This is a genomic window from Actinomadura sp. NPDC000600, from assembly GCF_040492135.1.
Taxonomy (GTDB): Bacteria; Actinomycetota; Actinomycetes; order Streptosporangiales; family Streptosporangiaceae; genus Spirillospora.
In genome coordinates this window covers 204,677-228,124 of the sequence record NZ_JBEUPD010000010.1, presented here as the reverse complement: position 1 = coordinate 228,124, position 23,448 = coordinate 204,677, and the positions used below count along the sequence as shown (strand labels likewise).

23 protein-coding genes are annotated in these 23,448 nt (G+C 72.2%); 21 read left to right on the top strand and 2 right to left on the bottom strand.

Annotation, left to right across the window (positions count from 1 at the left end; all coding sequences use genetic code 11):
• The gene (locus ABWI07_RS17540; RefSeq protein ID WP_353819133.1) at positions 1-990 is read right to left on the bottom strand and encodes an EamA family transporter; all 990 of its coding nucleotides are present in this window, start codon (positions 988-990) and stop codon (positions 1-3) included.
• A 72-nt stretch (positions 991-1,062) separates the two neighbouring features.
• Here ABWI07_RS17540 and ABWI07_RS17535 point away from each other — a divergent pair, with 72 nt between their 5' ends.
• From ABWI07_RS17535 to ABWI07_RS17495, 9 genes are all read left to right on the top strand, one after another.
• Positions 1,063-1,989, top strand: a complete 927-nt coding sequence (locus tag ABWI07_RS17535) for a LysR family transcriptional regulator (RefSeq protein WP_149259716.1) — start codon at positions 1,063-1,065, stop codon at positions 1,987-1,989.
• A gap of 60 nt (positions 1,990-2,049) precedes the next feature.
• The gene (locus ABWI07_RS17530; RefSeq protein ID WP_200841907.1) at positions 2,050-3,879 is read left to right on the top strand and encodes a serine/threonine-protein kinase; all 1,830 of its coding nucleotides are present in this window, start codon (positions 2,050-2,052) and stop codon (positions 3,877-3,879) included.
• 92 nt (positions 3,880-3,971) lie between these two features.
• Complete coding sequence (locus tag ABWI07_RS17525; protein ID WP_149259715.1) at positions 3,972-4,610, top strand: histidine phosphatase family protein; 639 nt, start codon at positions 3,972-3,974, stop codon at positions 4,608-4,610.
• 147 nt (positions 4,611-4,757) lie between these two features.
• Positions 4,758-5,360 carry a TlpA family protein disulfide reductase gene (locus ABWI07_RS17520; RefSeq protein WP_235036835.1) on the top strand — a complete coding sequence of 201 codons (603 nt, stop codon included), beginning with the start codon at positions 4,758-4,760 and terminating at the stop codon, positions 5,358-5,360.
• Positions 5,357-6,100 (top strand): cytochrome c biogenesis protein CcdA, encoded by a 744-nt coding sequence (locus ABWI07_RS17515; RefSeq protein ID WP_149259714.1) that lies wholly within the window; start codon positions 5,357-5,359, stop codon positions 6,098-6,100. The genes ABWI07_RS17520 and ABWI07_RS17515 overlap by 4 nt, the downstream gene beginning before the upstream one ends.
• Before the next feature lies 1 nt (position 6,101).
• Positions 6,102-7,811: a cytochrome c biogenesis protein ResB gene (gene resB / locus ABWI07_RS17510; protein ID WP_353819132.1), complete on the top strand. Its 1,710-nt coding sequence runs from the start codon at positions 6,102-6,104 to the stop codon at positions 7,809-7,811.
• Between the two features lie 4 nt (positions 7,812-7,815).
• On the top strand, positions 7,816-8,844 hold the full coding sequence (gene ccsB, locus ABWI07_RS17505; RefSeq protein WP_353819131.1) for a c-type cytochrome biogenesis protein CcsB: 1,029 nt from the start codon (positions 7,816-7,818) through the stop codon (positions 8,842-8,844).
• Positions 8,845-8,981: 137 nt separating this feature from the next.
• Positions 8,982-9,968 (top strand): hypothetical protein, encoded by a 987-nt coding sequence (locus tag ABWI07_RS17500; protein ID WP_149259711.1) that lies wholly within the window; start codon positions 8,982-8,984, stop codon positions 9,966-9,968.
• Between the two features lie 50 nt (positions 9,969-10,018).
• Positions 10,019-10,291, top strand: coding sequence for a hypothetical protein (locus ABWI07_RS17495; protein WP_149259710.1), 273 nt, complete (start codon positions 10,019-10,021; stop codon positions 10,289-10,291).
• Between the two features lie 123 nt (positions 10,292-10,414).
• Here the strand turns inward: ABWI07_RS17495 and ABWI07_RS17490 are convergent, their stop codons facing one another.
• Positions 10,415-10,618 carry a BldC family transcriptional regulator gene (locus tag ABWI07_RS17490; protein WP_141580358.1) on the bottom strand — a complete coding sequence of 68 codons (204 nt, stop codon included), beginning with the start codon at positions 10,616-10,618 and terminating at the stop codon, positions 10,415-10,417.
• Between the two features lie 237 nt (positions 10,619-10,855).
• On the opposite strand from ABWI07_RS17490, the gene ABWI07_RS17485 reads away from it, so the two are divergent.
• From ABWI07_RS17485 to nuoH, 12 genes are all read left to right on the top strand, one after another.
• Complete coding sequence (locus tag ABWI07_RS17485; RefSeq protein ID WP_353819130.1) at positions 10,856-11,836, top strand: threonine ammonia-lyase; 981 nt, start codon at positions 10,856-10,858, stop codon at positions 11,834-11,836.
• Positions 11,837-11,922: 86 nt separating this feature from the next.
• The gene (locus ABWI07_RS17480; RefSeq protein WP_353819129.1) at positions 11,923-12,180 is read left to right on the top strand and encodes a DUF4229 domain-containing protein; all 258 of its coding nucleotides are present in this window, start codon (positions 11,923-11,925) and stop codon (positions 12,178-12,180) included.
• 124 nt (positions 12,181-12,304) lie between these two features.
• Positions 12,305-13,018, top strand: coding sequence for a demethylmenaquinone methyltransferase (locus ABWI07_RS17475; RefSeq protein ID WP_149259707.1), 714 nt, complete (start codon positions 12,305-12,307; stop codon positions 13,016-13,018).
• 136 nt (positions 13,019-13,154) lie between these two features.
• Entirely contained in the window at positions 13,155-14,411 is a 1,257-nt protein-coding gene (locus tag ABWI07_RS17470) for a geranylgeranyl reductase family protein (protein WP_235036833.1), read from the top strand.
• Positions 14,412-14,568: 157 nt separating this feature from the next.
• The gene (locus ABWI07_RS17465) at positions 14,569-14,928 is read left to right on the top strand and encodes an NADH-quinone oxidoreductase subunit A (protein WP_149259705.1); all 360 of its coding nucleotides are present in this window, start codon (positions 14,569-14,571) and stop codon (positions 14,926-14,928) included.
• 1 nt (position 14,929) lies between these two features.
• Positions 14,930-15,475 carry a NuoB/complex I 20 kDa subunit family protein gene (locus ABWI07_RS17460; RefSeq protein WP_149259704.1) on the top strand — a complete coding sequence of 182 codons (546 nt, stop codon included), beginning with the start codon at positions 14,930-14,932 and terminating at the stop codon, positions 15,473-15,475.
• Between the two features lies 1 nt (position 15,476).
• On the top strand, positions 15,477-16,223 hold the full coding sequence (locus ABWI07_RS17455) for an NADH-quinone oxidoreductase subunit C (RefSeq protein WP_149259703.1): 747 nt from the start codon (positions 15,477-15,479) through the stop codon (positions 16,221-16,223).
• Positions 16,220-17,566, top strand: coding sequence for an NADH-quinone oxidoreductase subunit D (locus tag ABWI07_RS17450; RefSeq protein WP_149259702.1), 1,347 nt, complete (start codon positions 16,220-16,222; stop codon positions 17,564-17,566). Before ABWI07_RS17455 ends, ABWI07_RS17450 begins: the two co-directional genes overlap by 4 nt.
• Positions 17,563-18,342, top strand: a complete 780-nt coding sequence (gene nuoE, locus ABWI07_RS17445; RefSeq protein ID WP_149259701.1) for an NADH-quinone oxidoreductase subunit NuoE — start codon at positions 17,563-17,565, stop codon at positions 18,340-18,342. The genes ABWI07_RS17450 and nuoE overlap by 4 nt, the downstream gene beginning before the upstream one ends.
• Positions 18,339-19,637, top strand: a complete 1,299-nt coding sequence (gene nuoF / locus ABWI07_RS17440) for an NADH-quinone oxidoreductase subunit NuoF (protein WP_353819127.1) — start codon at positions 18,339-18,341, stop codon at positions 19,635-19,637. Before nuoE ends, nuoF begins: the two co-directional genes overlap by 4 nt.
• The gene (locus tag ABWI07_RS17435) at positions 19,634-22,102 is read left to right on the top strand and encodes an NADH-quinone oxidoreductase subunit G (protein WP_149259699.1); all 2,469 of its coding nucleotides are present in this window, start codon (positions 19,634-19,636) and stop codon (positions 22,100-22,102) included. The genes nuoF and ABWI07_RS17435 overlap by 4 nt, the downstream gene beginning before the upstream one ends.
• The gene (gene nuoH / locus ABWI07_RS17430) at positions 22,099-23,439 is read left to right on the top strand and encodes an NADH-quinone oxidoreductase subunit NuoH (protein WP_149259698.1); all 1,341 of its coding nucleotides are present in this window, start codon (positions 22,099-22,101) and stop codon (positions 23,437-23,439) included. Before ABWI07_RS17435 ends, nuoH begins: the two co-directional genes overlap by 4 nt.
• The last annotated feature ends 9 nt before the right edge of the window (positions 23,440-23,448 follow it).

Below are 23,448 nucleotides of genomic sequence, written 5' to 3'. Positions count from 1 at the left end.
TCACCTCGTTCGGGCCGGCCGGGCGGCCGGAGCGGGGGATGCGGACGGCGCGGCCGCTTCGACCGGCGCGGGCGGTTCGGCCGACACGGCGGGCGCTGGCGGGACGGGCAGGCCGCGGCCGCGGAGCCGGATGCTGCCGACCGCGACCCCCGTGATGATCAGTGCGGCGCCGGCGAGCCGCGTCCCGTCCACGTGCTCGTCCAGCAGCAGGGCCGCCGAGACGAGCCCGAACGGCGGGACGAGCAGCGAGTACATGGCGACGGTGCCGACCTCGTACCGGCGGATCAGCCACGCCCATCCGCCGAAGCAGAACAGCGTGGCGACGTAGGCGATGAACGCGATCGAGGCCACCCCGGTGAGCGAGAGGTTCCGCGCCGCCTCCGGCACGGCCCCCGGCCCCTCGAAGACCAGCGACAGGGCGAGCAGGGGGAGGGGCGGCACCAGCGACATCCACACCATGAACGCGAACGCGTCGACCGGCTCCTCGGTGGACTGGTTCATCCCCCGCATCGCGACGTTCGCCAGCCCCCAGGCGGCCGCGCCGGCGAGGCAGACCAGGAACGCCCCCACCGGGCTCCCGCCCTCGCCCTGCGCGACGCCGAGCAGCGTGACGCCGCTGAACGCGACGACCATCCCGGCGACCTGCCGGCCGCCGACGCGCTCGCCCAGCAGCAGGCCCGCGAACAGCGCGGTGAAGATCGCCTGCACCTGGAGCACGACCGATGCCAGGCCGGCGGGCATGCCCATGCTCATGCCGAGGAACAGCAGGCCGAACTGCCCCACGCCGAGCGGGACGCCGACCAGGACGAACCAGCGGGCGGCGACCGGCGGGCGGCGGACGAGGAAGACCGCGGGCACCGCCGCGGCCGTGAACCGCAGCGCGGCCATCAGCAGCGGCGGAAAGTCCTCCAGCGCGACTTTGATGGGCACGAAGTTGAAACCCCAGAGGGCGGCGATCAAAGTGGCCAGCAGGACGTGGCGCGATTTCATGCCTCGATCGTGAGGAAACACTCGCTTTAGGACAAGCGAGAACTTCTTGACACCTCGTTTTAGTATTGCTTCATGCTTGATCTGGAACGGCTGCGCGCTCTGCACTCGGTCGCGACCTACGGGTCGGTCAGCGCCGCCGCGGACGTCCTCCACGTCACCACGTCCGCGGTGTCCCAGCAGCTCGCCAAGCTGGAGCGCGAGACAGGCCAGAAGCTCCTCGAACGCAACGGCCGCGGCGTCCGCCTCACCGACGCCGCCGAACTCCTCGTAGCGCACGCCGAGCGGATCCTGTCGCTCGTCGAGCAGGCGCAGGCCGACCTGGAGGCGCACCGCGGCTCCGTCGTCGGCCAGCTCACCGTCGCCGCGTTCCCCACCGCGATCCGCGGGCTGATGCCCGCCGCCCTGAGCGCCCTGCGCGCCGACCACCCCGAGCTGCGCGTCCTGCTCCGCGAGGAGGACCCCATGCGCAGCATGCCGCTCGTCCTGCGCGGCGACTTCGACATGGCGGTCGTCCAGGACTGGAACAACGAGCCGCTCCCGCTGCCCGAGGGCCTGCACAAGGGCGTCATCTGCGAGGACGTCGCCGACGTGGCGCTGCCCGCGGACCACGACCTCGCCGGCCGCGACACGGTCGACCTCAAGGAGCTCGCCGGGGACACCTGGATCAGCTCCTCGCCCGACAGCATCTGCTGCGACTGGCTGCTGCGCACGCTGCGCGCCATCGACAGCGAACCCAAGATCGACCACATGGCCTACGAGTTCGCCACCCAGCTCTCCCTGGTCGCCGCCGGGCTCGGCAACGTCATCCTGCCCCGCCTCGGCCGCTGCGACGTCCCGCCCGGCGTCGCGATCGTCCCGCTGTCGGCCCCGCTGTCGCGCCGCGTCTACGCCGTCTGGCGCGAGGAGGCCGCCCGCCGTCCCGCGATCCGCGCCGCCGTCACCGCCCTGCGCACGGCCGTCGCGGCCGACGCCCCCACCGACGTCCCCGCCCCGGCCTGACCTGCCTGGCACCCGCCCCGGGTCGTCGCGCGCGAACTTGTTCGGTAGGTTCTCGCGATCATGGAAGGCGAGTGGCGGGACGGCGCGGAGCAGGCCGGTGAGCGGTGGGCCGGTGAGTGGCGGGTCGGCGGGTACACCGAGGTGCGCGAGCTGGGCGCGGGCGCCCAGGGGCGGGTCGTGCTCGCCCGGGACGACGCGTCCGGCACCCCGGTGGCGATCAAGTACCTGGCGGTGCGGGCGGACGAGGCCGACCGGGAGCGGCTCCGCCATGAGGCGCTCATGCTCGGCCGCGCGAACAGCCCGCACGTGGCGCGGCTCTTCCGGCTCGTCGAGGGGCCGGGCACCGCCGCGATCGTGATGGAGGCCGTCGACGGCGTCTCCCTCAAGGAGGTGCTGGCGCGGTACGGCGCGCTCGGCCCGGAGGCGGCGCTGGCCGTCCTCAAGGGCTCGCTGCTGGGGCTGGCGGCCGCACACGCGGTCGGCGTCGTCCACCGCGACTACAAGCCCGCCAACGTCGTCGTCCCGGCGGACGGGCGGAGCCGCCTCGTCGACTTCGGCATCGCCACCCCCGCCGGGGAGGAGGCGGGCGGCGCCGGGACCCCGTACTACATGGCGCCGGAGCAGTGGAGCAGGCACGTCGCCACGCCCAGGACCGACGTGTACGCCGCGACCTGCGTTTTCGTGGAGTGCGTGACCGGGCGGCGGCCCTACACGGGTGCCCGTGCCGAGCTGATGCGGGCCCACCTGACCGGAGAGATCCCCGTCGACGCCGTGCCCGAGGCGCTGCGGCCGCTCGTCCTGAAGGGCATGGCCAAGGCGCCGGAGGAGCGTCCGGCCGGGGCCGCCGCGTTCGTGGACGACCTGGAGCGCACCGCCCAGGCCGCCTACGGCCGGGACTGGGAGGCCCGGGGCGTGCACGCCCTGTCCGCGGGCGCCGTCGCGCTCGCCGCGCTGTTCCCGCTCGCCGCTTGGCTGATGCCGGGCGCGGCGTCCGCCGCCGGCGCCGCCGCCGCGGGGACGGGCGCTGCCGCCGGAGCCTCTGGAGTGTCCGGTGCCGGGACGGCGTCGGTCGCCGGGAAGGTCGCCGCGGGCTCGGCCGTCAAGGCGTTCCTCGGCAGCGGCGCGGGCCTCACCGCCGCCGCGGTCGGTACGGTCGTGGTCGTCGGGGCGGGCGCCGTCGCCGTCCAGCAGGTGACGAAGCAGGACCCCGCCCCGCGCCCCTCGGCGACCGCCAGGGTCGCGGCCACCGTCGCGGACGTGAGGCCCTGCGTCACGCGGGCGCCGGGTGCGGTGATCACACCGTCCGACGGGCCCGCGAAGGTGACGCTCCCCGCGCAGGTCAAGATGCCGAAGAACGCCGCCGTCTACCGCTCCGGGCAGGGGCTGCTGATCGGCCCGGCGGGCGCGGAGTGCGAGGCGTCGGTCGGCGCGAACGCGGGCGCCGCCTCGGTCGGGGACTTCGGGACGGCCCTGGTCGAGCAGAACTGGCAGGGCTCGGTCGGCGGCATCCGCATCCAGATGTGCACGTACTTCCCTGACTCCGCCCAGGCGCAGCGCGAACGCGCGCAGGGCAACGAATGCTCGTCCATCCTGTCGACGCGACAGGCCCTGGCGACGGGCGTGCCCGGCTACCAGGCGGTGCTCACCCGCGGCCCCGGCACCGACAACCTCCCGCCGTCGCCCGCCGTGAAGGCCGAACTGGCCGTCCTGACACCGCGCGGCGTCGCCTGGCCGATCACCTGCACGGCCCCGGCCGCCCAGTCCGCCATCTGCGACGCCGCGCTCCTCTACTGGTTCACCCAGCGGCTGGAGGACGCCAAGGTCCCGAAGGCCGACCTCGACCGCGCCGCCAAGGCCATCTCCGACTTCGTCGCCTCCACCCGCATCTGACCCGCCCGACCGCCCCGTCTCACCCGCCGGGACAGGGGGGCGGGGCGGGCGGTGAACGCGGGTGATTCGAGCGCGGGTAATCTGGCGAGGCCATGACTGAGACCACGATCGTTCACCTCCTGCGGCACGGCGAGGTGCACAACCCCGAGGGAATCCTCTACGGGCGCCTGCCCGGCTACCGCCTGAGCGAGGACGGCGTCCTCATGGCGAAGGCCGCCGCCCGGTGGCTCGGCGACCGGGACGTCACCGCGCTGTTCTCCTCGCCGATGCAGCGGGCGCTGGAGACGGCCGCGCCGCTGGCCGACGCGTTCGGCCTGCCCGTCACGGTGGACGACCGCCTGATCGAGGCCGGCAACCACTTCGAGGGGCTCACCTTCGGGATCGGGACCGGCTCGCTGCGCCGCCCCGAGCACTGGCGCCACCTCGTCAACCCGTTCCGGCCGTCCTGGGGCGAGCCGTACAAGATGCTCGCCGCCCGGATGCGCGCCGCCGTCATCAGGGCCCGGGAGGCGGCGCGCGGCCACGAGGCCGTCTGCGTCAGCCACCAGCTGCCGATCTGGATCCTGCGGCTGCACGCCGAGCGCCGCAAGCTCTGGCACCACCCGGCGCGGCGGGAGTGCTCGCTCGCCAGCCTCACCAGCCTGACCTTCGAGGGCAGCCGGCTGGTGGAGGTCGCCTACCGCGAGCCCGCCGCCGGGATCGCGAAGGGCCCCAGTGTCGCGGGTGCCTGACCGCACCGCTAAGTTGTGTACTACATCTTGTAGTACTCAATATCCCGTGCCGCGCGTCTTCGCGGGACGTCCCGAACCGGGCGTCTCGCGCTGAACGACTGCACCGAACGCCTTGTACCGAAGCCCTGTAGGACCGAGGAGGGGCACGTGAACCCCCGCCGCATCTCGCCTTCCCGCGCCCCCTTCCGCGCGGGGGCCGCCGTCGCGCTCTGCGCGCTGCTCGCCGGCTGCGCCGGCACCGGCGCCGCCGACGGAGGGCCGGACGGCGGCGACAACCGCTTCATCTCCGGCGACGGCAACGTGACCGAGTACAAGGCGGCCGACCGCAAGGGCCTCCCCGCCGTCGGCGGCGAGCAGCTCGACGGCAAGGCCTTCAAGCTCGCCGACCTCAAGGGCAAGGTCGTCGTCGTCAACTTCTGGGCGTCCTGGTGCGCGCCCTGCCGCGGCGAGGCACCGTCCCTCCAGCAGGTCTACGACGAGAAGAAGGCGCAGGGCGTGGAGTTCCTCGGCGTCAACTTCAAGGACGCCAAGCCCAACGCGCAGGCGTTCGAGCGCAAGTTCAAGGTCACCTACCCCAGCCTCTTCGACGCCGACGGCCGCGTGACGCTGGCGTTCCGGGACGTCCCGCCGAGCGCGATCCCGAGCACGCTCGTGCTGGACCGGCAGGGCCGCGTCGCCGCCCGCATCATCGGCGCGACGACCTACACCAAGCTGAACCCCCTGGTCGGCAAGGTCCTCGCGGAGAAGTGAGCTCCCTGGACGAGACGGTCGTGAGCGGGTCGTTGGTGGCGGCGGCGCCGCTGGCGGCCCTCGCCGGGCTCGTCTCGTTCGCCTCGCCATGCGTCCTGCCACTGGTCCCGGGCTACCTGTCGTACGTGACGGGGATGAGCGGCGTCGACCTCGCCGAGCAGCGGCGCGGGCGGCTCCTCGCCGGGGTCCTGCTGTTCGTCGCGGGCTTCAGCGCGGTCTTCGTCAGCTACGGGGCGGTCTTCGGCGGGCTCGGCCGGTGGCTGCTGGAGTACCAGGACACGATCACCCGCGTCCTCGGCATCATCACGATCGTGTTCGGGCTCGCGTTCATGGGCTTCGTCCCCGGCCTGCAGCGGACGGTGAAGTCGGGGCGCCTCCCGGCTGCCGGGCTCGCCGGGGCGCCGCTCCTCGGCGTCCTGTTCGGATTGGGCTGGACGCCGTGCATCGGCCCGACGCTCGGCGCGGTGCAGGGCCTCGCGATCACCGAGGCCAGCGCCTGGCGCGGCGCGCTGCTGTCGCTGGCGTACTGCGCGGGCCTGGGCCTGCCGTTCGTGGCCACCGCGATCGCCTACCGTAGGGCACTCGGCGCGTTCGGCGCCGTGAAGCGCCACTACCCCCTGGTCATGCGGATCGGCGGGGGGATGCTCGTCCTCATCGGGGTGCTGCTCGTGAGCGGCCTGTGGGGTGACCTGACCATCGAGCTGAGGTCGTGGATCAGCGGCTTCGAACCGGTGATTTGAGATGACTGACACGGACCACGTCGACACCGACACCGACCACGCCGGCACGGACCAGGCCGAGGACAGGGCCGAGGAGACCGGCACCGAGGCGCCCGCCGCGCGGCAGGCGCCGGAGGAGGTGCCGCGCCCCTCCGGCATCGGGCCGCTCGGATGGCTGCGGTGGGGCTGGCGGCAGCTCACCACCATGCGGACCGCCCTGATCCTGCTGTTCCTGGTGGCGCTCGGCGCGGTGCCCGGCTCGATCCTGCCGCAGCGCGGCCAGGCGCCCGAGAAGGTCGCCGCCTACCTGGACAAGCACGAGACGCTCGGGCCCTGGCTCGACAAGTTCTCGATGTTCGACGTGTTCGCGGCGCCCTGGTTCGCGGCCATCTACATCCTGCTGTTCGTCTCGCTCGCCGGCTGCGTGATCCCGCGCGCCGTCAAGCACTACAGGTCGATGCGGGCGCGCCCGCCCGCGGCGCCCCGCAACCTCGCGAAGCTGCCGCAGTCGGCGGCGTACGAGACCGACGCCTCCCCCGAGGAGGTGCTCGCCGAGGCGCGCACGGCGCTGCGCGAGCGCCATTTCCGGGTGGACGTCTCCGGCGGCGCCGCGTCCGCCGAGAAGGGCTACCTGGGCGAGACGGGCAACCTGCTCTTCCACCTCGCGCTGCTGGCGCTGCTGTTCGCGCTCGGACTCGGCAACCTGTTCGGCTACCGGGGCAACGTCCTGCTGACCGAGGGCAAGACGTTCGCGAACTCGCTCGGCCTCTACGACCAGTTCCAGCCGGGACGCGCGTTCACCGGCGGCGAGCTGGCCCCGTTCACGCTCACGCTGGACGACTTCAAGGCCGAGTACGAGACCAAGGGCGACAAGCGGGGCCAGGCCACCGCGTTCAACGCGAAGATCCACTACCGGTCGAGCCCGGACGCCCGGAACAAGCCCTACGACCTGCAGATCAACCATCCGCTCAAGGTCGGCGGCGCGAAGGTGTACCTGCTCGGCCACGGGTACGCGCCGGTGTTCACCGTCCGGGACGCCAAGGGCAACGTCGCCTTCCAGGACTCGGTCCCGTTCCTGGAGATGGAGCCGCGGAACCTCACCTCCGAGGGCGTCATCAAGGTCCCCGACGCCGAGCCCGACCAGCTCGCCTTCTACGCCATCCTGTGGCCGACCGCCGTGGCGAGCGAGGACGGCAAGCAGATCGTCTCGGCGTTCCCCGCGCCGATCCGGCCGGTCGTCACCATCACCGCGTTCAAGGGCGACCTCGGCCTGGACTCCGGCAGCCCCCAGTCGGTCTACAAGCTGGAGGGCGTCGGCAAGACGCTCCAGCCGATCAAGGGCGGCCAGAAGCTGCTGGAGCCGGGGGAGACCTTCAAGCTCCCCGGCGACGCGGGCACGGTCACCTTCGACGGGCTCAAGGAGTGGACGAGCCTGTCGGTCAACCGCGACCCCGGCCGCATCCCCGCGCTGATCGCCGCGGTCCTCGCCGTGCTCGGCGTGGCGACCTCGTTCATGGTCCGCCGCCGCAGGGTGTGGGTCCGTGCGAGCGCCGGAGAGGGCGGGCGTACGGTTGTGGAGGTCGGCGGTCTCACGCTGGGGAACCCGACCTCGGAGTTCGACGACATCGTGACCGCGCTGCGCGGTCCGCAGGACGGGCCCGCTTCCGAGCCCGGCGAGACCGACCCCGCCGCCGACGGCCCCTCGGGTGCGGCGACCGAACCGAAGGAGTGACGAGGTGAGCCACGCCGACCTCGCGAACCTGAGCGACAAGCTCATGCTGACCACCGTGGTGATGTACATCATCGCGCTGGTCGCCTACGCCGCCGACATGGGCTTCGGCCGCCGCCGCGCGGTGGCCGCCGGCCCGGCGGAGAACTCGGCGGAGAGCACGGCGAAGGCCGAGGCGAAGGTGCTGGTGGGCACCGCCGGTGCCGAGACCGCGGGCGGAGCCGGGTCCGGCGAGGCCGCGGCGGACGGCGCCGCCCCCGGCACGGACGCCGGTGACGGGGCCGAGCGCCCCCAGGTCGACTGGATCCGGCTCGCCGTCCTGCTGAACGTGCTCGGCTGGGGCGCGCACCTCGGCGTCCTCGTGACCCGCGGGCTCGCCGCCAACCGGTGGCCGTGGGGGAACATGTACGAGTTCCTCACCGCCATCGCGTTCGCGGCGGTCACCGCGTTCATGGTCGTCATGTTCCGCTACCGGGCGCGCTTCCTCGGCGCGTTCGTCATGGCCGCCGCGGTCATCGCGCTCGGCGTCGCCAACATCTGGCTGTACGACTCGGTGGGCCCGGTCAGCCCGGCGCTGAACTCCTACTGGATCGCCATCCACGTGACCGCGGCGATCATCGCGACCGGCGCGTTCACCGTCGCGGGCGCCGCGACCGTCCTTTACCTGGTGAAGGAGCGGGCGGAGTCGCGCGGCGGGGTGGCGGACGGCGGCGTGCTGTCGCGCCTGCCGTCGGTGGAGTCCCTCGACCGGCTCTCGATGCGGGTCACGATGTTCGCCTTCCCGATCTGGACGGCCGCGATCATCATGGGCGCCATCTGGGCCGACCAGGCGTGGGGCCGCTACTGGGGTTGGGACCCCAAGGAGATCTGGTCCTTCGTCACCTGGGTCATCTACGCGGCCTACCTGCACGCCCGCGCCACCGCCGGCTGGAAGGGCCGCAAGGCGGCGATCCTGTCGCTGGTCGCGTTCGCCGCGCTCCTCTTCAACTTCTTCGGCGTGAACTACATGTTCTCCGGCCTGCACTCCTACGCCTGACGGCGGCGGTCCGCCACGGTCCCGTGACTCCCTGGGATGACGGGGAGTCGGCTTCCGGCTTACCCTTCCTTCGGGAGCCCGGTCCGGCGGCGGACGCCGCCCGATACCCCCGCGGGTCCCGCTGACAGAGGAGCCCGATGCGCTTCAAAGGCGTGCACCGCAAGCCCCGGGAGACGTTCCGCGGCGGACGGTTCCGCGCGGACGCGGCCGGCGACCCGCCCGGCGACGAGGTCGCCTACGCGCCGTCCCCGCCCGACTCGGGGCAGGTGCGGCCGCGCAGCAACCAGCCGCGCGACCGCTTCGGCCGGTTCCGCAAGGCGGGCCGCGACGACGACTACGCGCTCGGGCCGGAGCGCCCGGAGGCCGGGCCCGTCGACACGGCGGGCGGCCTGCGCGGGATGACCGGCCGGCTCGGGCGGCGCGGGCACGGCAGGCCGCGGTCGGGCGACTACTCCTGGAGCGACTTCGAGCTGGAGGACGAGCGGCCGCGCGTGGAGCCCCACCCGCCGGGCATGCCGCACGCCGCCGACGGGCGCCGCGACTGCGGCGTGCTCGAGGCCGTCCTGCACCGGCAGTGGGACCTGCGGGACGGGCCGCCGCCCCCCGAGGTGATCGGCGCGGTCGACAGCCTGGCGTCGCTGCCCGAGCCGCTGAAGGAGAAGCTGGCGAACGGCCTCGACGGCATCTACGTCGGCCCCGGCGGCGTCCCCCAGCTCGACGACATGGGCCACCTGCGCGACCGGCCGCTGCCGTCGGGCCGCGCCACCTGGGACATCTGCGCCGGCGCCTACGGCGACCGCAAGATCGTCGTCGGGGACCGGCCGTCCCCGACGCCGGACGTGATGCTGCACGAGGTCGGGCACGCGCTCGACGACATCGACGGCGACGACGGCGAGTGGACGTCCGACAGCCCCGCCTTCCGGCAGCTGTACGAGGAGTGCCTGCCGTACCTGGCGAGCGCGTTCCACAAGCAGCCGAACGCGCTCGGCCGCCGCGAGTTCTTCGCCGACGCGTTCGCCGCGATCTCCTCCCGGCAGCGGCCCGCACTGGTCGATATGCTCGCCGGCAACATCCGCACGGCCCTAGAGGTCATGCTCTTCTTCAACCGCAAGTACGGGATCTAGGACACGAGATGGTCAGGCCGCCCGACGACAGACGGCGAAGGTGATCGACGATGTACGTGATCCGGCTTCCCGACGGCACGCTCCGGGTCCCCCACAGCGTCCTCGCCGACGGCGAGGACGGGCCCGAGGCGCGCGAGGGGCGGATCATCGCCGACGCCTACATCGAGATCGGCCCGGACGACCCCGACTACGACCGGCTCCTGGAGGAGTCGCTCACCGAGGAGGAGCTGGCGGAACGGCGGCGCCGCTGGCGGGACGAGGACGCTGACCTGCTCCGCAGGTTCGAGGAGTGGAAGGCGGGCGGCCCGGAGAGTGAGCGCTGAGGAGTGAGCGGGGGCGGGGCGGGGGGCGCCCAGGCCGCCCGGCGAGGACTGCCTTCGGCCAAGGACTGCTTCGGCGGGCGGTCCGGGCGGTTCAGGACCGCGGGTCCGGGCGGTGGGCCCGCGTCAGTGGGCCGAATGCTCGGCGACGGGCTCCTCGCCGCGCAGCAGCGCGTGCACCTCCGACTCGCGGAAGCGCCGGTGGCCCCCCGGAGTGCGGATGCTGCTGATCCGGCCCGCGGCGGCCCACCGGGTGACCGTCTTCGGGTCGACCCGGAAGAGGGCGGCGACCTCTCCTGGGGTCAGCAGGCGCTCGCTCGTGCTTTCCACGTTTTCTCTCCCCCTTTGTCCCGCTCTCGGCGCGGGTGGACTGTTTAACAGTGTGGCGGGTCAAGACCGATTTCTCCCTTGTTTTCGGAAAAGATCACCGACCGTAGTCCGGTGAACTGGAGCGATCACGCACGGTGATTCCGGCATGGGTCACAGTGATCACCCTGACCCCCGCTGACCTGCCATGTCACGCCGTCAGCGCCCCCGCGAACGGCCGGGAGAAGTAGTCTCCCGGGCATGTCCGATCTCGTTACGACGCCGGAGATCGAGCGGGCCGCCGAGCGCATCGCGGGGGTCGCCGTCCGGACGCCGCTCGTCCCGTTCCGCCGCGACCCGGCCCCGTCCGCGTCCGGCGCGCCCGCGCTGCTGGTGAAGGCCGAGTCGCTCCAGCCGATCGGCGCCTTCAAGCTGCGCGGCGCGTACTCCGCGATCTCCTCCCTCGACCCGGAGGAGCGCTCGCGCGGCGTCGTCACGCACTCCAGCGGCAACCACGCGCAGGCCGTCGCCTACGCCGCCCGCGCCCTCGGCACCAAGGCCGTCCTCGTCATGCCGCACACCGCTCCGGCCGTGAAGGTCGAGGCGTGCATCGCGCTCGGCGCCGAGGTCGTCCACGTCGAGCCGACCGCCCAGGCGCGCGCCGAGACCGCGGACAAACTCGCCGCCGCGCACGGCTTCGCGCTGATCCCGCCCTACGACGACGCCCGGGTCATCGCCGGGCAGGGCACCGTCGGGCTGGAGATCGTCCAGGACCGCCCTGACGTGGACGTCGTGCTCGTCCCGATCGGCGGCGGCGGCCTGGTCGCCGGGGTGTCCGCCGCGGTCAAGGCGCTGCGCCCGGAGGCGAAGATCGTCGGCGTCGAGCCGGCCCTCGCCGCCGACGCCCGCGACTCGATGGCGGCGGGACGCCCCGTCGAGTGGGCGGCGGAGGAGACCGGCCGCACCCTCGCCGACGCGCTGCGCGTCCAGCGGGTCGGCGACCTGCCCTACGCGCACATGCGCGCGCACGTCGACGCCGTCGTCACGGTCACCGAGGACGAGATCCGGCAGACGATGCGCCGCCTCGTCCGCGAGGCCCGCCTCGTCGCCGAGCCCGGTGGCGCCGTCGCCACCGCCGCCTTCCTCTACCACCTCGCGGAGCTTCCCGAGGGCCGCACCTACGTCTCGATCCTCTCCGGGGGCAACGTGGACCCGGCCCTCCTCCTGGACGTGCTGAGCTGACCGCGGCGCCGGTACGCGGTCGCGAAGCCGCCGACCCGCGACCCCGGGGAGAGATCGCTCGGGACCGGGGATAACCTCGAAGGGCCATGCGTTCCGTCATCCTCTACACCCTCGCCAGGGCCGCGATCTTCGCGGTCACCGCGGGCGTGCTCGCGCTCTTCGGGGCCCGCGGGTTCCTCCTCCTGCTGCTGGCCCTGCTGATCAGCGGGGTCGTCAGCTACGTCCTGCTGTCCGCGCAGCGCGACCGGATGTCCGCCGCGGTCGCCGGCGGCGTGCGCTCGCAGCGCGAGAGGTTCGAGCGGTCGGTCGCCAAGGAGGACGCGCCGCGCCCGCGCGCGGACTGACCTGCGCGGACCGGCCCGTGCCCGACCGGCCCGCGCCCGGCCGGCGGTCCGATGCCCGCCGCGCGAGGCGAGAACCGGCCCCCCGCCCCCGCGTGCAGGGGCTTGAGCGGCCTAGGCTGGATTCATGACCCGCGCTTCACTCGACAAGCAGCCCGCCGACGTCGCGGCGATGTTCGACGGGACCGCCGAGCGGTACGACCTGATGAACACGCTGATGACCGGCGGCCAGGACCGGCGGTGGCGGCGGGAGGTCGTCCGGGCGATCGGGGCGCGTCCAGGCGAGCGGATCCTCGACCTCGCCGCGGGGACGGGCACCTCGTCGGTGCCGTTCGCCGAGGCGGGGGCCGACACGGTCGCGTGCGACTTCTCGCTCGGCATGCTGCGCGTCGGGGTGCGCCGCCAGGCCGGCGTCGCGGGCCTGCGCTTCGTGGCCGGCGACGCGCTGCGGCTGCCCTTCGCGGACGGCTCCTTCGACGCCGTCACGATCTCCTTCGGGCTCCGCAACGTCGCCGACACGGCGCTCGCGCTGCGCGAGCTCCGCCGGGTCACCAGGCCCGGCGGGCGGCTGCTGATCTGCGAGGTGAGCCACCCCCCGAACGCGGTCCTGGCGCTCGGCCACAAGGCGCACCTGCGCTACGGACTGCCGCTGCTGGCGCGGGTCAGCTCCAATCCCGACTCCTACCACTACCTCGCCGAGTCGACGCTCGCCTGGCCCGACCAGGCGGGGCTGGCGCGGCTCATCCAGGACGCGGGCTGGGACGGGGTGCGCTGGCGCGACCTCACGTTCGGCGTGGTCGCGCTGCACCACGCGGTGAACCCTGTCGTCAAGCCCTCTTGACGTGCGGCGGCCGGTGGCGCGGGACCGGTCCAGACTCGGACCGGCCCAGAAGTACCCACCAGTCGTGATAAAGGAATAGACTCCCCACCGGATGTTTGTGAAGTACTTCACAAGCGAACGAGCGAAGAGGACCATCGTGACCGACTCCACCCGACACGCGGACGTCATCGTCGTCGGGGCAGGCCCCGCCGGATCGGCGACCGCCTATTGGCTCGCGCAGGCCGGCCTGGACGTGTTCCTGCTGGAGAAGGCCACCTTCCCGCGCGACAAGATCTGCGGTGACGGGCTCACCCCGCGGGCCGTCCGCGCCCTCATCGGCATGGGCGTCGACATCAACGACCCCGGCTGGGGGCGCAACCGGGGGCTGCGCATCTACGGCGGCGGCGTGAAGGTCGAGCTGCCGTGGCCGGAGCTCGCGTCCTTCCCCGACTTCGGCCTCGTCCGCAAGCGCACCGACCTCGACCAGCTCCTCGCCGAGCACGCCGCCAAGGCCGGCGCCCAGCTCCTGCAGGGCTGCAACGTGACCGGCCCGATCGTCGACGAGCGCACCGACCGCATCACCGGCGTCACCGCCGACTACGAGGGCGAGAAGCTGGAGTTCCACGCGCCCCTGGTCGTCGCCGCCGACGGCAACTCGACCCGGCTGTCGCTCGCCATGGGGCTGCGCCGGCGCGAGGACCGCCCGATGGGCGTCGCGGTCCGCCGCTACTTCCAGACCCCGCGCCACGACGACGACTTCATGGAGGCGTGGCTGGAGCTGTGGGACGGCGAGCGCCTCCTGCCCGGCTACGGCTGGGTGTTCGGCGTGGGCGACGGCACCTCCAACGTCGGCCTGGGCCTGCTCAACACCAGCAAGGCGTTCCAGAACGTCGACTACCGCGGCATGCTCAAGCGCTGGTGCGCGCAGATGCCGGAGGACTGGCAGTTCGACGAGGAGCACGCGACCTCCAAGATCCGCGGCGCGGCGCTGCCGATGGGCTTCAACCGGCAGCCGCACTACACCCGCGGCATGCTGCTCGTCGGCGACGCCGGCGGCATGATCAACCCGTTCAACGGCGAGGGCATCGACTACGCCCTGGAGTCCGGCCGGCTGGCCGCCGACATCATGGTGCAGGCGCTCGCCCGCCGCACTCCCGCGCAGCGGGAGCGGACCCTGTACGAGTACCCGCGCATCCTGAAGGACGAGCACGGCGGCTACTTCACCCTCGCCCGCGTGTTCGTGCAGGCGATCGGCGACCCGCGGGTCATGAAGTTCCTGACCTCGCACGGCCTGCCGCACCCCACGCTCATGCGCTTCACGCTGAAGCTCCTCGCGAACCTCACCGACCCCAAGGGCGGCGACGCGATGGACCGTGTCATCAACGCGATGCAGAAGGTGGCGCCGACGGCATGAGAGCGCGCGTGGAATTCATACTTCCGCAGGTGAGCGGACTACAGTGCAGTACCCGACCCCCTGAGGGGAGCGCTATTGATCACCTTGGCTAGGGTGGCGGGTCGCAGGCGGCCCGCCCCGTACAACGTCGTACGTCCCGAGGAGAGGCTGTAGAGATATGGATCTCTATATTCCGATCATCGTGCTGGGGGTGCTCGCCTTCGCCTTCGCCGCCGGCTCGGTGGCGATGGCCGCGTTCACGGGTCCCAAGCGCTGGAACCGCGCCCGGTTGGACGCCTACGAGTGCGGCATCGAGCCGACCCCGCAGCCCGTCGGCGGCGGGCGCTTCCCGATCAAGTACTACCTGACGGCGATGCTCTTCATCGTCTTCGACATTGAGATCATCTTCCTTTACCCCTGGGCGGTCGCGTTCGACCGGATGGGGCTCTTCGGCCTTGTCGAGATGGTCCTTTTCATCGTCACCGTCCTTGTGGCGTACGCCTACATCTGGCGGCGCGGCGGTCTGGAGTGGGACTGACATGGGTCTAGAGGAGAAACTCCCCAGCGGATTCCTGCTGAGCACGGTCGAGCAGGCGGCGGGGTGGGCGCGCAGTTCCTCGGTCTGGCCGGCGACGTTCGGCCTCGCGTGCTGCGCGATCGAGATGATGGCCGCCGGCGACCCCCGGCACGACTTCTCCCGGTGGGGGATGGAGCGCGCCTCGGCGACGCCGCGGCAGGCCGACCTGATGATCGTCGCGGGCCGGGTGAGCCAGAAGATGGCGCCGGTGCTGCGGCAGATCTACGACCAGATGACCGAGCCGAAGTGGGTCATCGCGATGGGCGTGTGCGCCTCGTCCGGCGGCATGTTCAACAACTACGCGGTCGTGCAGGGCGTGGACCACATCGTCCCGGTGGACATCTACCTTCCCGGCTGCCCGCCGCGGCCCGAGATGCTGCTGGACGCGATCCTGAAGCTGCACGACAAGATCCAGAACACCAAGCTCGGGCCGCAGCGCGCGAAGCAGATCGCCGAGCTGGAAGAGGCCAAGCGCCGCCGTCTTCCGCTGCTCGGGCAGGGAGCGTGAAATGAGCTCTCAGAACCCTGAGCAGCAGGCCGAGCAGAACGCCGACAAGCTCCCCGCGCAGGCGGAGGAGGAGCGCCGCGAGCAGCCGGTCGTCCGCAAGGGCATGTTCGGCGCGCGGACCACCGGCGACACCTCCGGCTACGGCGGGCTCGTCATCCGGCAGAGCCCGAAGGTGTCCGCGCAGCGCCCGTACGGCGGGCCCGGCGGCGCCGCCGAGGCCGGCGAGTTCGACGAGGTCGCCGACGAGCTGGAGCGGGCCTACCCCCACTTCGGCGACGCGGTCGAGCGGGTCGTCGTCGACCGCGGCGAGATCACGTTCTTCGTCAAGCGCGAGCACCTGGTGGAGGTCGCGCGGACCATGCGGGACGAGCCGTCCCTGCGCTTCGAGATGTGCTCGGGCGTTTCGGGCGTGCACTACCCGAAGGACGAGGGCGCCGAGCTGCACTCGGTGGTGCACCTGCTGTCGATCACGCACAACCGGCGCGTCCGGCTGGAAGTGACCTGCCCGGACGCCGACCCGCACGTCCCGTCGCTGGTGCCGGTCTACCCGACGAGCGACTGGCACGAGCGGGAGACCTACGACTTCTTCGGGATCATCTACGACGGCCACCCGGCGCTCACGCGGATCGAGATGCCCGACGACTGGGTCGGCCATCCGCAGCGCAAGGACTACCCCCTCGGCGGCATCCCCGTCGAGTACCGCGGCGCGGAGATCCCCCCGCCCGACGAGCGGAGGTCGTACGTATGAGTTCCACGAAGTACACCGAATACGACGCCTACGCCGCCGAGGAGGCGGCCGAGGGCAAGGTCTTCGACGTCAACGGCCAGGACTGGGACCAGGTCGTCGCCGGCGCGGAGGACCTCGGCGACGAGCGGCTCGTCGTCAACATGGGCCCGCAGCACCCGTCCACGCACGGCGTGCTCCGGCTCATCCTGACGCTCGACGGTGAGACGGTGAACGAGGCCCGGGTGGGCATCGGGTACCTGCACACCGGCATCGAGAAGAACATGGAGTTCCGCACCTGGACGCAGGGCACCACGTTCTGCACCCGGATGGACTACCTCGCGCCGATCTTCAACGAGACGGCGTACTGCCTGAGCGTGGAGAAGCTGCTCGGCATCACCGACCAGATCCCGGAGCGGGCCCAGATCATCCGCGTGATGATGATGGAGCTGAACCGGATCTCCTCGCACCTGGTCGCGATCGCCACGTTCGGGCTGGAGCTCGGCGCGACGACGGTGATGCTGAACGGCTTCATCGAGCGCGAGTACACCCTCGACCTGTTCGAGGAGATCACCGGCCTGCGGATGAACATGGCCTACGTCCGTCCGGGCGGGGTCGCGCAGGACCTGCCGAGCGGCGCGACCAGCAAGATCCGCGACTACCTGGACCGCATGCCGAAGCGCATCCAGGCGATGCGCAAGCTGATGGACGCCAACCCGGTCTACCTGGCGCGCACGCAGAACATCGCGTACCTCGACCTGACCGGCTGCATGGCGCTCGGCGTCACGGGCCCCGTGCTGCGCGCGACCGGGCTCCCGTGGGACCTGCGCAAGTCGCAGCCCTACTGCGGGTACGAGACCTACGACTTCGAGGTCGCCACGCAGGACACCAGCGACGTCTACGGCCGCTACCTCGTCCGGATGGACGAGATGGAGCAGTCGCTGAAGATCGTCGAGCAGTGCCTGGACCGGCTCCAGTCGGTCAAGGGCCCGGTGATGATCGAGGACAAGAAGATCGGCTGGCCGGCGCAGCTGGCGATCGGCGCGGACGGCATGGGCAACTCGCCCCGGCACATCGCGCACATCATGGGCACCTCGATGGAGGCCCTGATCCATCACTTCAAGCTGGTGACGGAGGGCTTCCGGGTGCCCGCGGGGCAGGCGTACGCGCCGATCGAGTCGCCGCGCGGCGAGCTCGGCGCCCACGTGGTCAGCGACGGCGGCACCCGGCCTTACCGGGTCCACTTCCGGGAGCCGTCCTTCGTCAACCTGCAGGCCACCCCGGCGATGGCGGAGGGCGGCATGGTCGCCGACGTCATCGCGGCGGTAGCCAGCATCGACCCGGTCATGGGGGGAGTGGACCGATGACATACGGACCTGAGGTCCGCGAGCGGCTGGAGCGCGACGCCAAGGAGATCATCGGCCGGTACCCCCGGCCGCGCTCCGCGCTGCTGCCGCTGCTGCACCTGGTGCAGTCGGAGGAGGGCCACATCACCGAGGCCGGGATCGAGTTCTGCGCGGAGCAGCTCGGCATCACCCCGGCGCAGGTGACGGGCGTCGCCACCTTCTACACGCAGTACAAGCACGCGCCGGTCGGCGACTACCACGTCGGCGTCTGCATCAACACGCTGTGCGCCGTCATGGGCGGCGACCAGATCTGGGACGAGCTGAGCGAGCACACCGGGGTCGGGCACGACGAGGCCACCCCGGACGGCAAGGTCAGCCTGGAGCGGATCGAGTGCAACGCGGCCTGCGACTTCGCGCCGGTGATGATGGTCAACTGGGAGTTCTTCGACAACATGACTCCCGAGAAGGCCAAGCGGCTCGTCGACGACCTGCGCTCTGGTAAGCAAGTGCTTCCTTCGCGTGGCCCGAAGAGCCTGGCCACCTGGAAGGAGGCGTCCCGCGTGCTCGCCGGGTTCCCCGACGGGCGCGCCGGCGAGGGCGTCCAGGCCGGGCCGGAGTCGCTGGTCGGACTGGAGATCGCGAAGCAGCGCGGCTGGGAGGCGCCCCGCGCCGACGTCGAGCGCGAGCGTCCGGAGGAGCCGGTGAAGCCCGAGGACATGGGCTCCCCGCCGCAGGAGCCGGGCAAGCCGGTCGGCGGCGAGGCCAAGCCCGGGTCGCAGGAGGGGCGGAACAAGTGACCACGCTCACCCCGATCCTCACCAGGAACTGGGACCAGGCCGACTCGTTCACCCGCGCGGGCTACGAGCGCGACGGCGGCTACGAGGCGCTGCGCAAGGCGTTCCGCATGGAGCCGGACGAGATCGTCCAGGCGGTCAAGGACTCCGGCCTTCGCGGCCGCGGCGGCGCGGGCTTCCCCACCGGGATGAAGTGGGGCTTCCTGCCGCCGTCCAGCCCGAACCCGCGCTACCTCGTCGTCAACGCCGACGAGTCCGAGCCGGGGACGTGCAAGGACATCCCGCTGATGATGGCCAACCCGCACGTGCTCGTCGAGGGCATCATCATCAGCGCGTACGCGATCAAGTCGAACCTCGCGTTCGTCTACGTGCGCGGCGAGGTGCTGCACGTGATCCGCCGCCTCCACCAGGCGGTGGCGGAGGCGTACGAGGCCGGCTACCTCGGCAAGGACATCCTCGGCTCCGGCTACGACCTGGACGTGGTCGTGCACAGCGGCGCCGGGGCCTACATCTGCGGCGAGGAGACGGCGCTGCTGGACTCCCTCGAAGGGTTCCGCGGTCAGCCCAGGTTGAAGCCCCCCTTCCCGGCGGTCGCGGGCCTGTACGGCGGGCCCACCGTCATCAACAACGTCGAGTCGATCTCCTCGGTTCCCTCGATCATCGCCAACGGGCCGGAGTGGTTCGCCGCGATGGGCACCGAGAAGTCCCAGGGCTTCGGGATCTTCTCGCTGTCCGGGCACGTCACGCGGCCCGGGCAGTACGAGGCGCCGCTCGGCATCACCCTGCGGGAGCTGCTCGACATGGCGGGCGGCGTCCGCGAGGGGCACCGGCTGAAGTTCTGGACGCCCGGCGGGTCGTCCACGCCGATCTTCACCGAGGAGCACCTGGACGTGCCGCTGGACTTCGAGTCCGTCGGCGCCGCCGGGTCCATGCTCGGCACCCGGGCCCTGCAGATCTTCGACGAGACGACCTGCGTCGTCCGCGCCGTGCTGCGCTGGTCGGAGTTCTACGCGCACGAGTCGTGCGGCAAGTGCACGCCGTGCCGCGAAGGCACCTACTGGTACAAGCAGATGCTGAAGCGGCTGGAGGCCGGACAGGGCACCGAGGAGGACCTGGAGACCCTGCTCGACATCTCCGACAACATCCTCGGCCGGGCGTTCTGCGCCCTCGGCGACGGCGCGACCAGCCCGGTCGTCTCGTCCATCAAGCTGTTCCGGGACGAGTACCTCCGGCACTTCGAGCTGGGCGCCTGCCCGTTCGACCCGGCCAAGTCCACCCTCTGGGGAGGTGCCAAGTGACCGTCACCGACGACAAGTCGGGCAAGTCGGTTGAGCAGGTGGAGATGGTCTCCTGCACCATCGACGGCTTCGAGATCGAGGTGCCGAAGGGCACCCTGATCATCCGGGCCGCCGAGCTGCTCGGCATCCAGATCCCCCGGTTCTGCGAGCACCCGCTGCTCGACCCGATCGGCGCCTGCCGGCAGTGCCTGGTCGAGATCCCGGACGCCGGGAACGGCCGCGGGATGCCGAAGCCGCAGGCGTCCTGCACCACCGCCGTGATGCCGGGCATGGTCGTCAAGACCCAGCTCACCTCGCCGGTGGCCGACAAGGCCCAGCACGGCATCATGGAGTTCCTGCTCATCAACCACCCGCTGGACTGCCCGATCTGCGACAAGGGCGGCGAGTGCCCCCTGCAGAACCAGGCGATGTCCAACGGGCGCGGCGAGACCCGGTTCCTGGAGACCAAGCGGACCTGGCCGAAGCCGCTCCCGCTGTCCAGCGGCGTGCTGCTCGACCGCGAGCGCTGCATCCAGTGCACCCGCTGCACCCGGTTCTCCGAGCAGATCGCGGGCGACCCGTTCATCGACCTGTTCGCCCGGGGCGCGAAGGAGGAGGTCGGGACCGCCGACGGCAACCCGTTCCACTCCTACTTCTCCGGCAACACCGTGCAGATCTGCCCGGTGGGAGCGCTCACCGGCACCGCCTACCGGTTCCGGTCCCGCCCGTTCGACCTCGTGTCGCAGCCGAGCGTGTGCGAGCACTGCGCGTCCGGCTGTTCGATGCGCACCGACCACCGCCGCGGGAAGATCACGCGGCGGCTGGCCGGGGACGACCCGCAGGTCAACGAGGAATGGAACTGCGACAAGGGCCGCTGGGCGTTCGCCTACACCACGCAGCCCGACCGGTTCACGCACCCGCTCGTCCGGGGCGAGGACGGCGAGCTGGAGCCGGCGTCCTGGCCCGAGGCGCTCACCATCGCGGCGCGCGGCCTCGCGGCGGCGCGCGGCTCCGCCGGCGTCCTGACCGGCGGCCGCGTCACGCTCGAGGACGCCTACGCCTACAGCAAGTTCGCCCGGATCGCGCTCGGCACCAACGACGTCGACTTCCGGGCCCGGCCGCTGTCGGACGAGGAGTCGCGGTTCCTGGCCTCCTCCGTCGCGGGGCACCCGATCGAGGTCACCTACGCCGACCTGGAGAAGGCGCCGGTCGTCCTCCTCGCCGGGTTCGAGCCCGAGGAGGAGTCGCCGATCGTCTTCCTGCGGCTCCGCAAGGCGTTCCGCAAGAACCGCCTGAAGGTGTTCGCCGCGGCCCCGTTCGCCACCCGCGGGCTGGGGAAGGTCGGCGGCACGCTGCTGCCGACGCCGCCCGGCGCGGAGGCCGAGACCCTCGGCTCCCTCATCGGGGACGCCGCCAAGTCCGACATCCGCACGCTGCTGGAGACGCCCGGCGCCGTCATCCTCGTCGGCGAGCGGCTCGCCACCAGCCCCGGCGCGCTGACGTCGGCGGTCCGGGTGGCGCAGGCGACCGGCGCCCGGCTGGCCTGGGTGCCGCGCCGGGCCGGTGAGCGCGGCGCGATCGAGGCCGGGGCGCTGCCCGGGCTGCTGCCGATCGGCCGCCCGGTCACCGACCCGCAGGCGCGCGCCGAGGTCGCCCGCGCCTGGGGCGTCGCCGACCTGCCCGCCGGGCCCGGCGAGGACACGGCCGGCATCATCGCGGAGGCGGCCGCGGGGCGGCGCGGCGCGCTGCTCGTCGGCGGCGTCGACCCCTACGACCTGGCCGACCCGGAGGCGATGCTGCGGGCGCTGGAGGCCGCCCCGTTCGTGGTGAGCCTGGAGCAGCGGCCGAGCGCGGTCACCGACCGCGCCGACGTCGTCCTGCCGGTCGCGGCGGTCGCGGAGAAGTCCGGGACGTTCGTCGACTGGGAGGGCCGCGGCCGCCAGTTCGACGTGGTGCTCAAGTCCGCCGGGCGGATGTCCGACCTGCGGGTGCTGCACGCGCTGGCCGACGAGATGGACGTCCACCTCGGTCTGCCGGAGCCCGAGGCCGCGCGCCGCGAGATGGCCGCCCTCGGCGCCTACCGCGGCGAGCGCCCGGACGCGCCGAACGTCGCGCAGGGCCTGCCCCCGCACCCCGAGCAGGGCGAGGCACTCCTCGCGACGTGGCGGCTGCTGCTGGACCGGGGCCGCCTGCAGGACGGCGAGCCGTTCCTCGCGGGCACCGCCAAGCACGCCGTCGCCCGGCTGTCGCCCGCGACCGCCGCGGAGATCGGCGCGACCGGCGCGGTGACCGTCACGGCCGCGCGCGGCGAGGTCACGCTCCCGCTGGAGATCACCCCCGACCTGCCCGACCGGGTGGTGTGGCTGCCGACGAACTCGGCCGGCTGCGCCGTGCACCGGGACCTCGGCGCGGAGGCGGGAGGCGTCGTCAAGATCGCGAGCGCGGTGCTCGCGACCGCGACCGAGAACGCTGGAGGCATCCGATGAGCTACCTGGCCGCGGCGCCGGCGCCCGACCCGCAGCTGCAGGACTTCGGGTCGGACCCGTGGTGGCTGATCGGCGGCAAGGTCCTCGCCGTCTTCGTGTTCCTCGTCGTCACCGTGCTGATGACGATGTGGATCGAGCGGCGCGTCATCGGCCGGATGCAGCTGCGCGTCGGCCCCAACCGCGCCGGGCCCTTCGGCCTGCTGCAGGGCCTCGCCGACGGCGTCAAGCTGGCGCTGAAGGAGGACATCGTCCCCCGCCAGGTGGACAAGGTCGTGTTCGTCCTCGCGCCGGTGATGTCGGCGGTGCCGGCGTTCATCTCGTTCATCATCATCCCGTTCGGGCCGACGGTGTCGGTGTTCGGGCACCAGACGGCGCTGCAGGGCACCGACCTGCCGGTCGCGGTGCTGCTCGTCCTCGCGATGTCGTCGATGGGGATCTACGGCATCGTGCTGGCCGGCTGGTCCTCGATGTCGCCGTACTCGCTGCTCGGCGGGCTGCGCTCGTCCGCCCAGATGATCTCCTACGAGATCGCGATGGGCCTGTCGTTCGTGGCCGTGTTCATGTTCGCGGGCTCGATGTCCACCTCGGAGATCGTCGCGGCGCAGCACGACAAGTGGTTCGTGGTGCTGCTCGCGCCGTCGTTCGTCGTGTACGTCATCACGATGATGGGCGAGTCGAACCGCATCCCGTTCGACCTGCCCGAGGGCGAGGGCGAGCTGGTCGGCGGCTTCCACACCGAGTACTCGTCGCTGAAGTTCGCGATGTTCTTCCTCGCGGAGTACATCAACCTGGCGACGCTGTCGGCCCTGGCCACCACGCTGTTCCTCGGCGGCTGGCGCGCTCCCGCGCCGATCTCCACGGTGTGGGCGGGCGCCAACTCCGGCTGGTGGCCGGTGCTGTGGTTCCTGGTCAAGGTCTTCCTGTTCATCTTCTTCTTCATCTGGCTGCGCGGCTCGCTGCCGCGGGTCCGCTACGACCAGCTCATGAAGCTCGGCTGGAAGGTGCTGATGCCCTTCTCGCTCGGCTGGATCCTGCTGGTCGCGACGATCCGCGCGCTGCGCAACGACGGCTACGAGATGCGGCAGCTGTTCATCGCCGCCGCCGTGGTCGCCGCGGTCGTGCTGGTCGCCACGGTGGTGTGGGAGATGGCCCGCGGCCGCGAGGACGGCAAGGAGATCGTCCCGGGGGCGACGGAGGGGCCGCGCACCGACCCGTCGGCGGGCGGGTTCCCGGTCCCGCCGATGGACGCGCCCCACTACCACGGCCGCGCTCCCGAGCCGGTCCGGCCGGCCACGATCGAAACCCCCTCCGAGGAGGTCACCAGTGGGACTCACTGATTTCCTGAA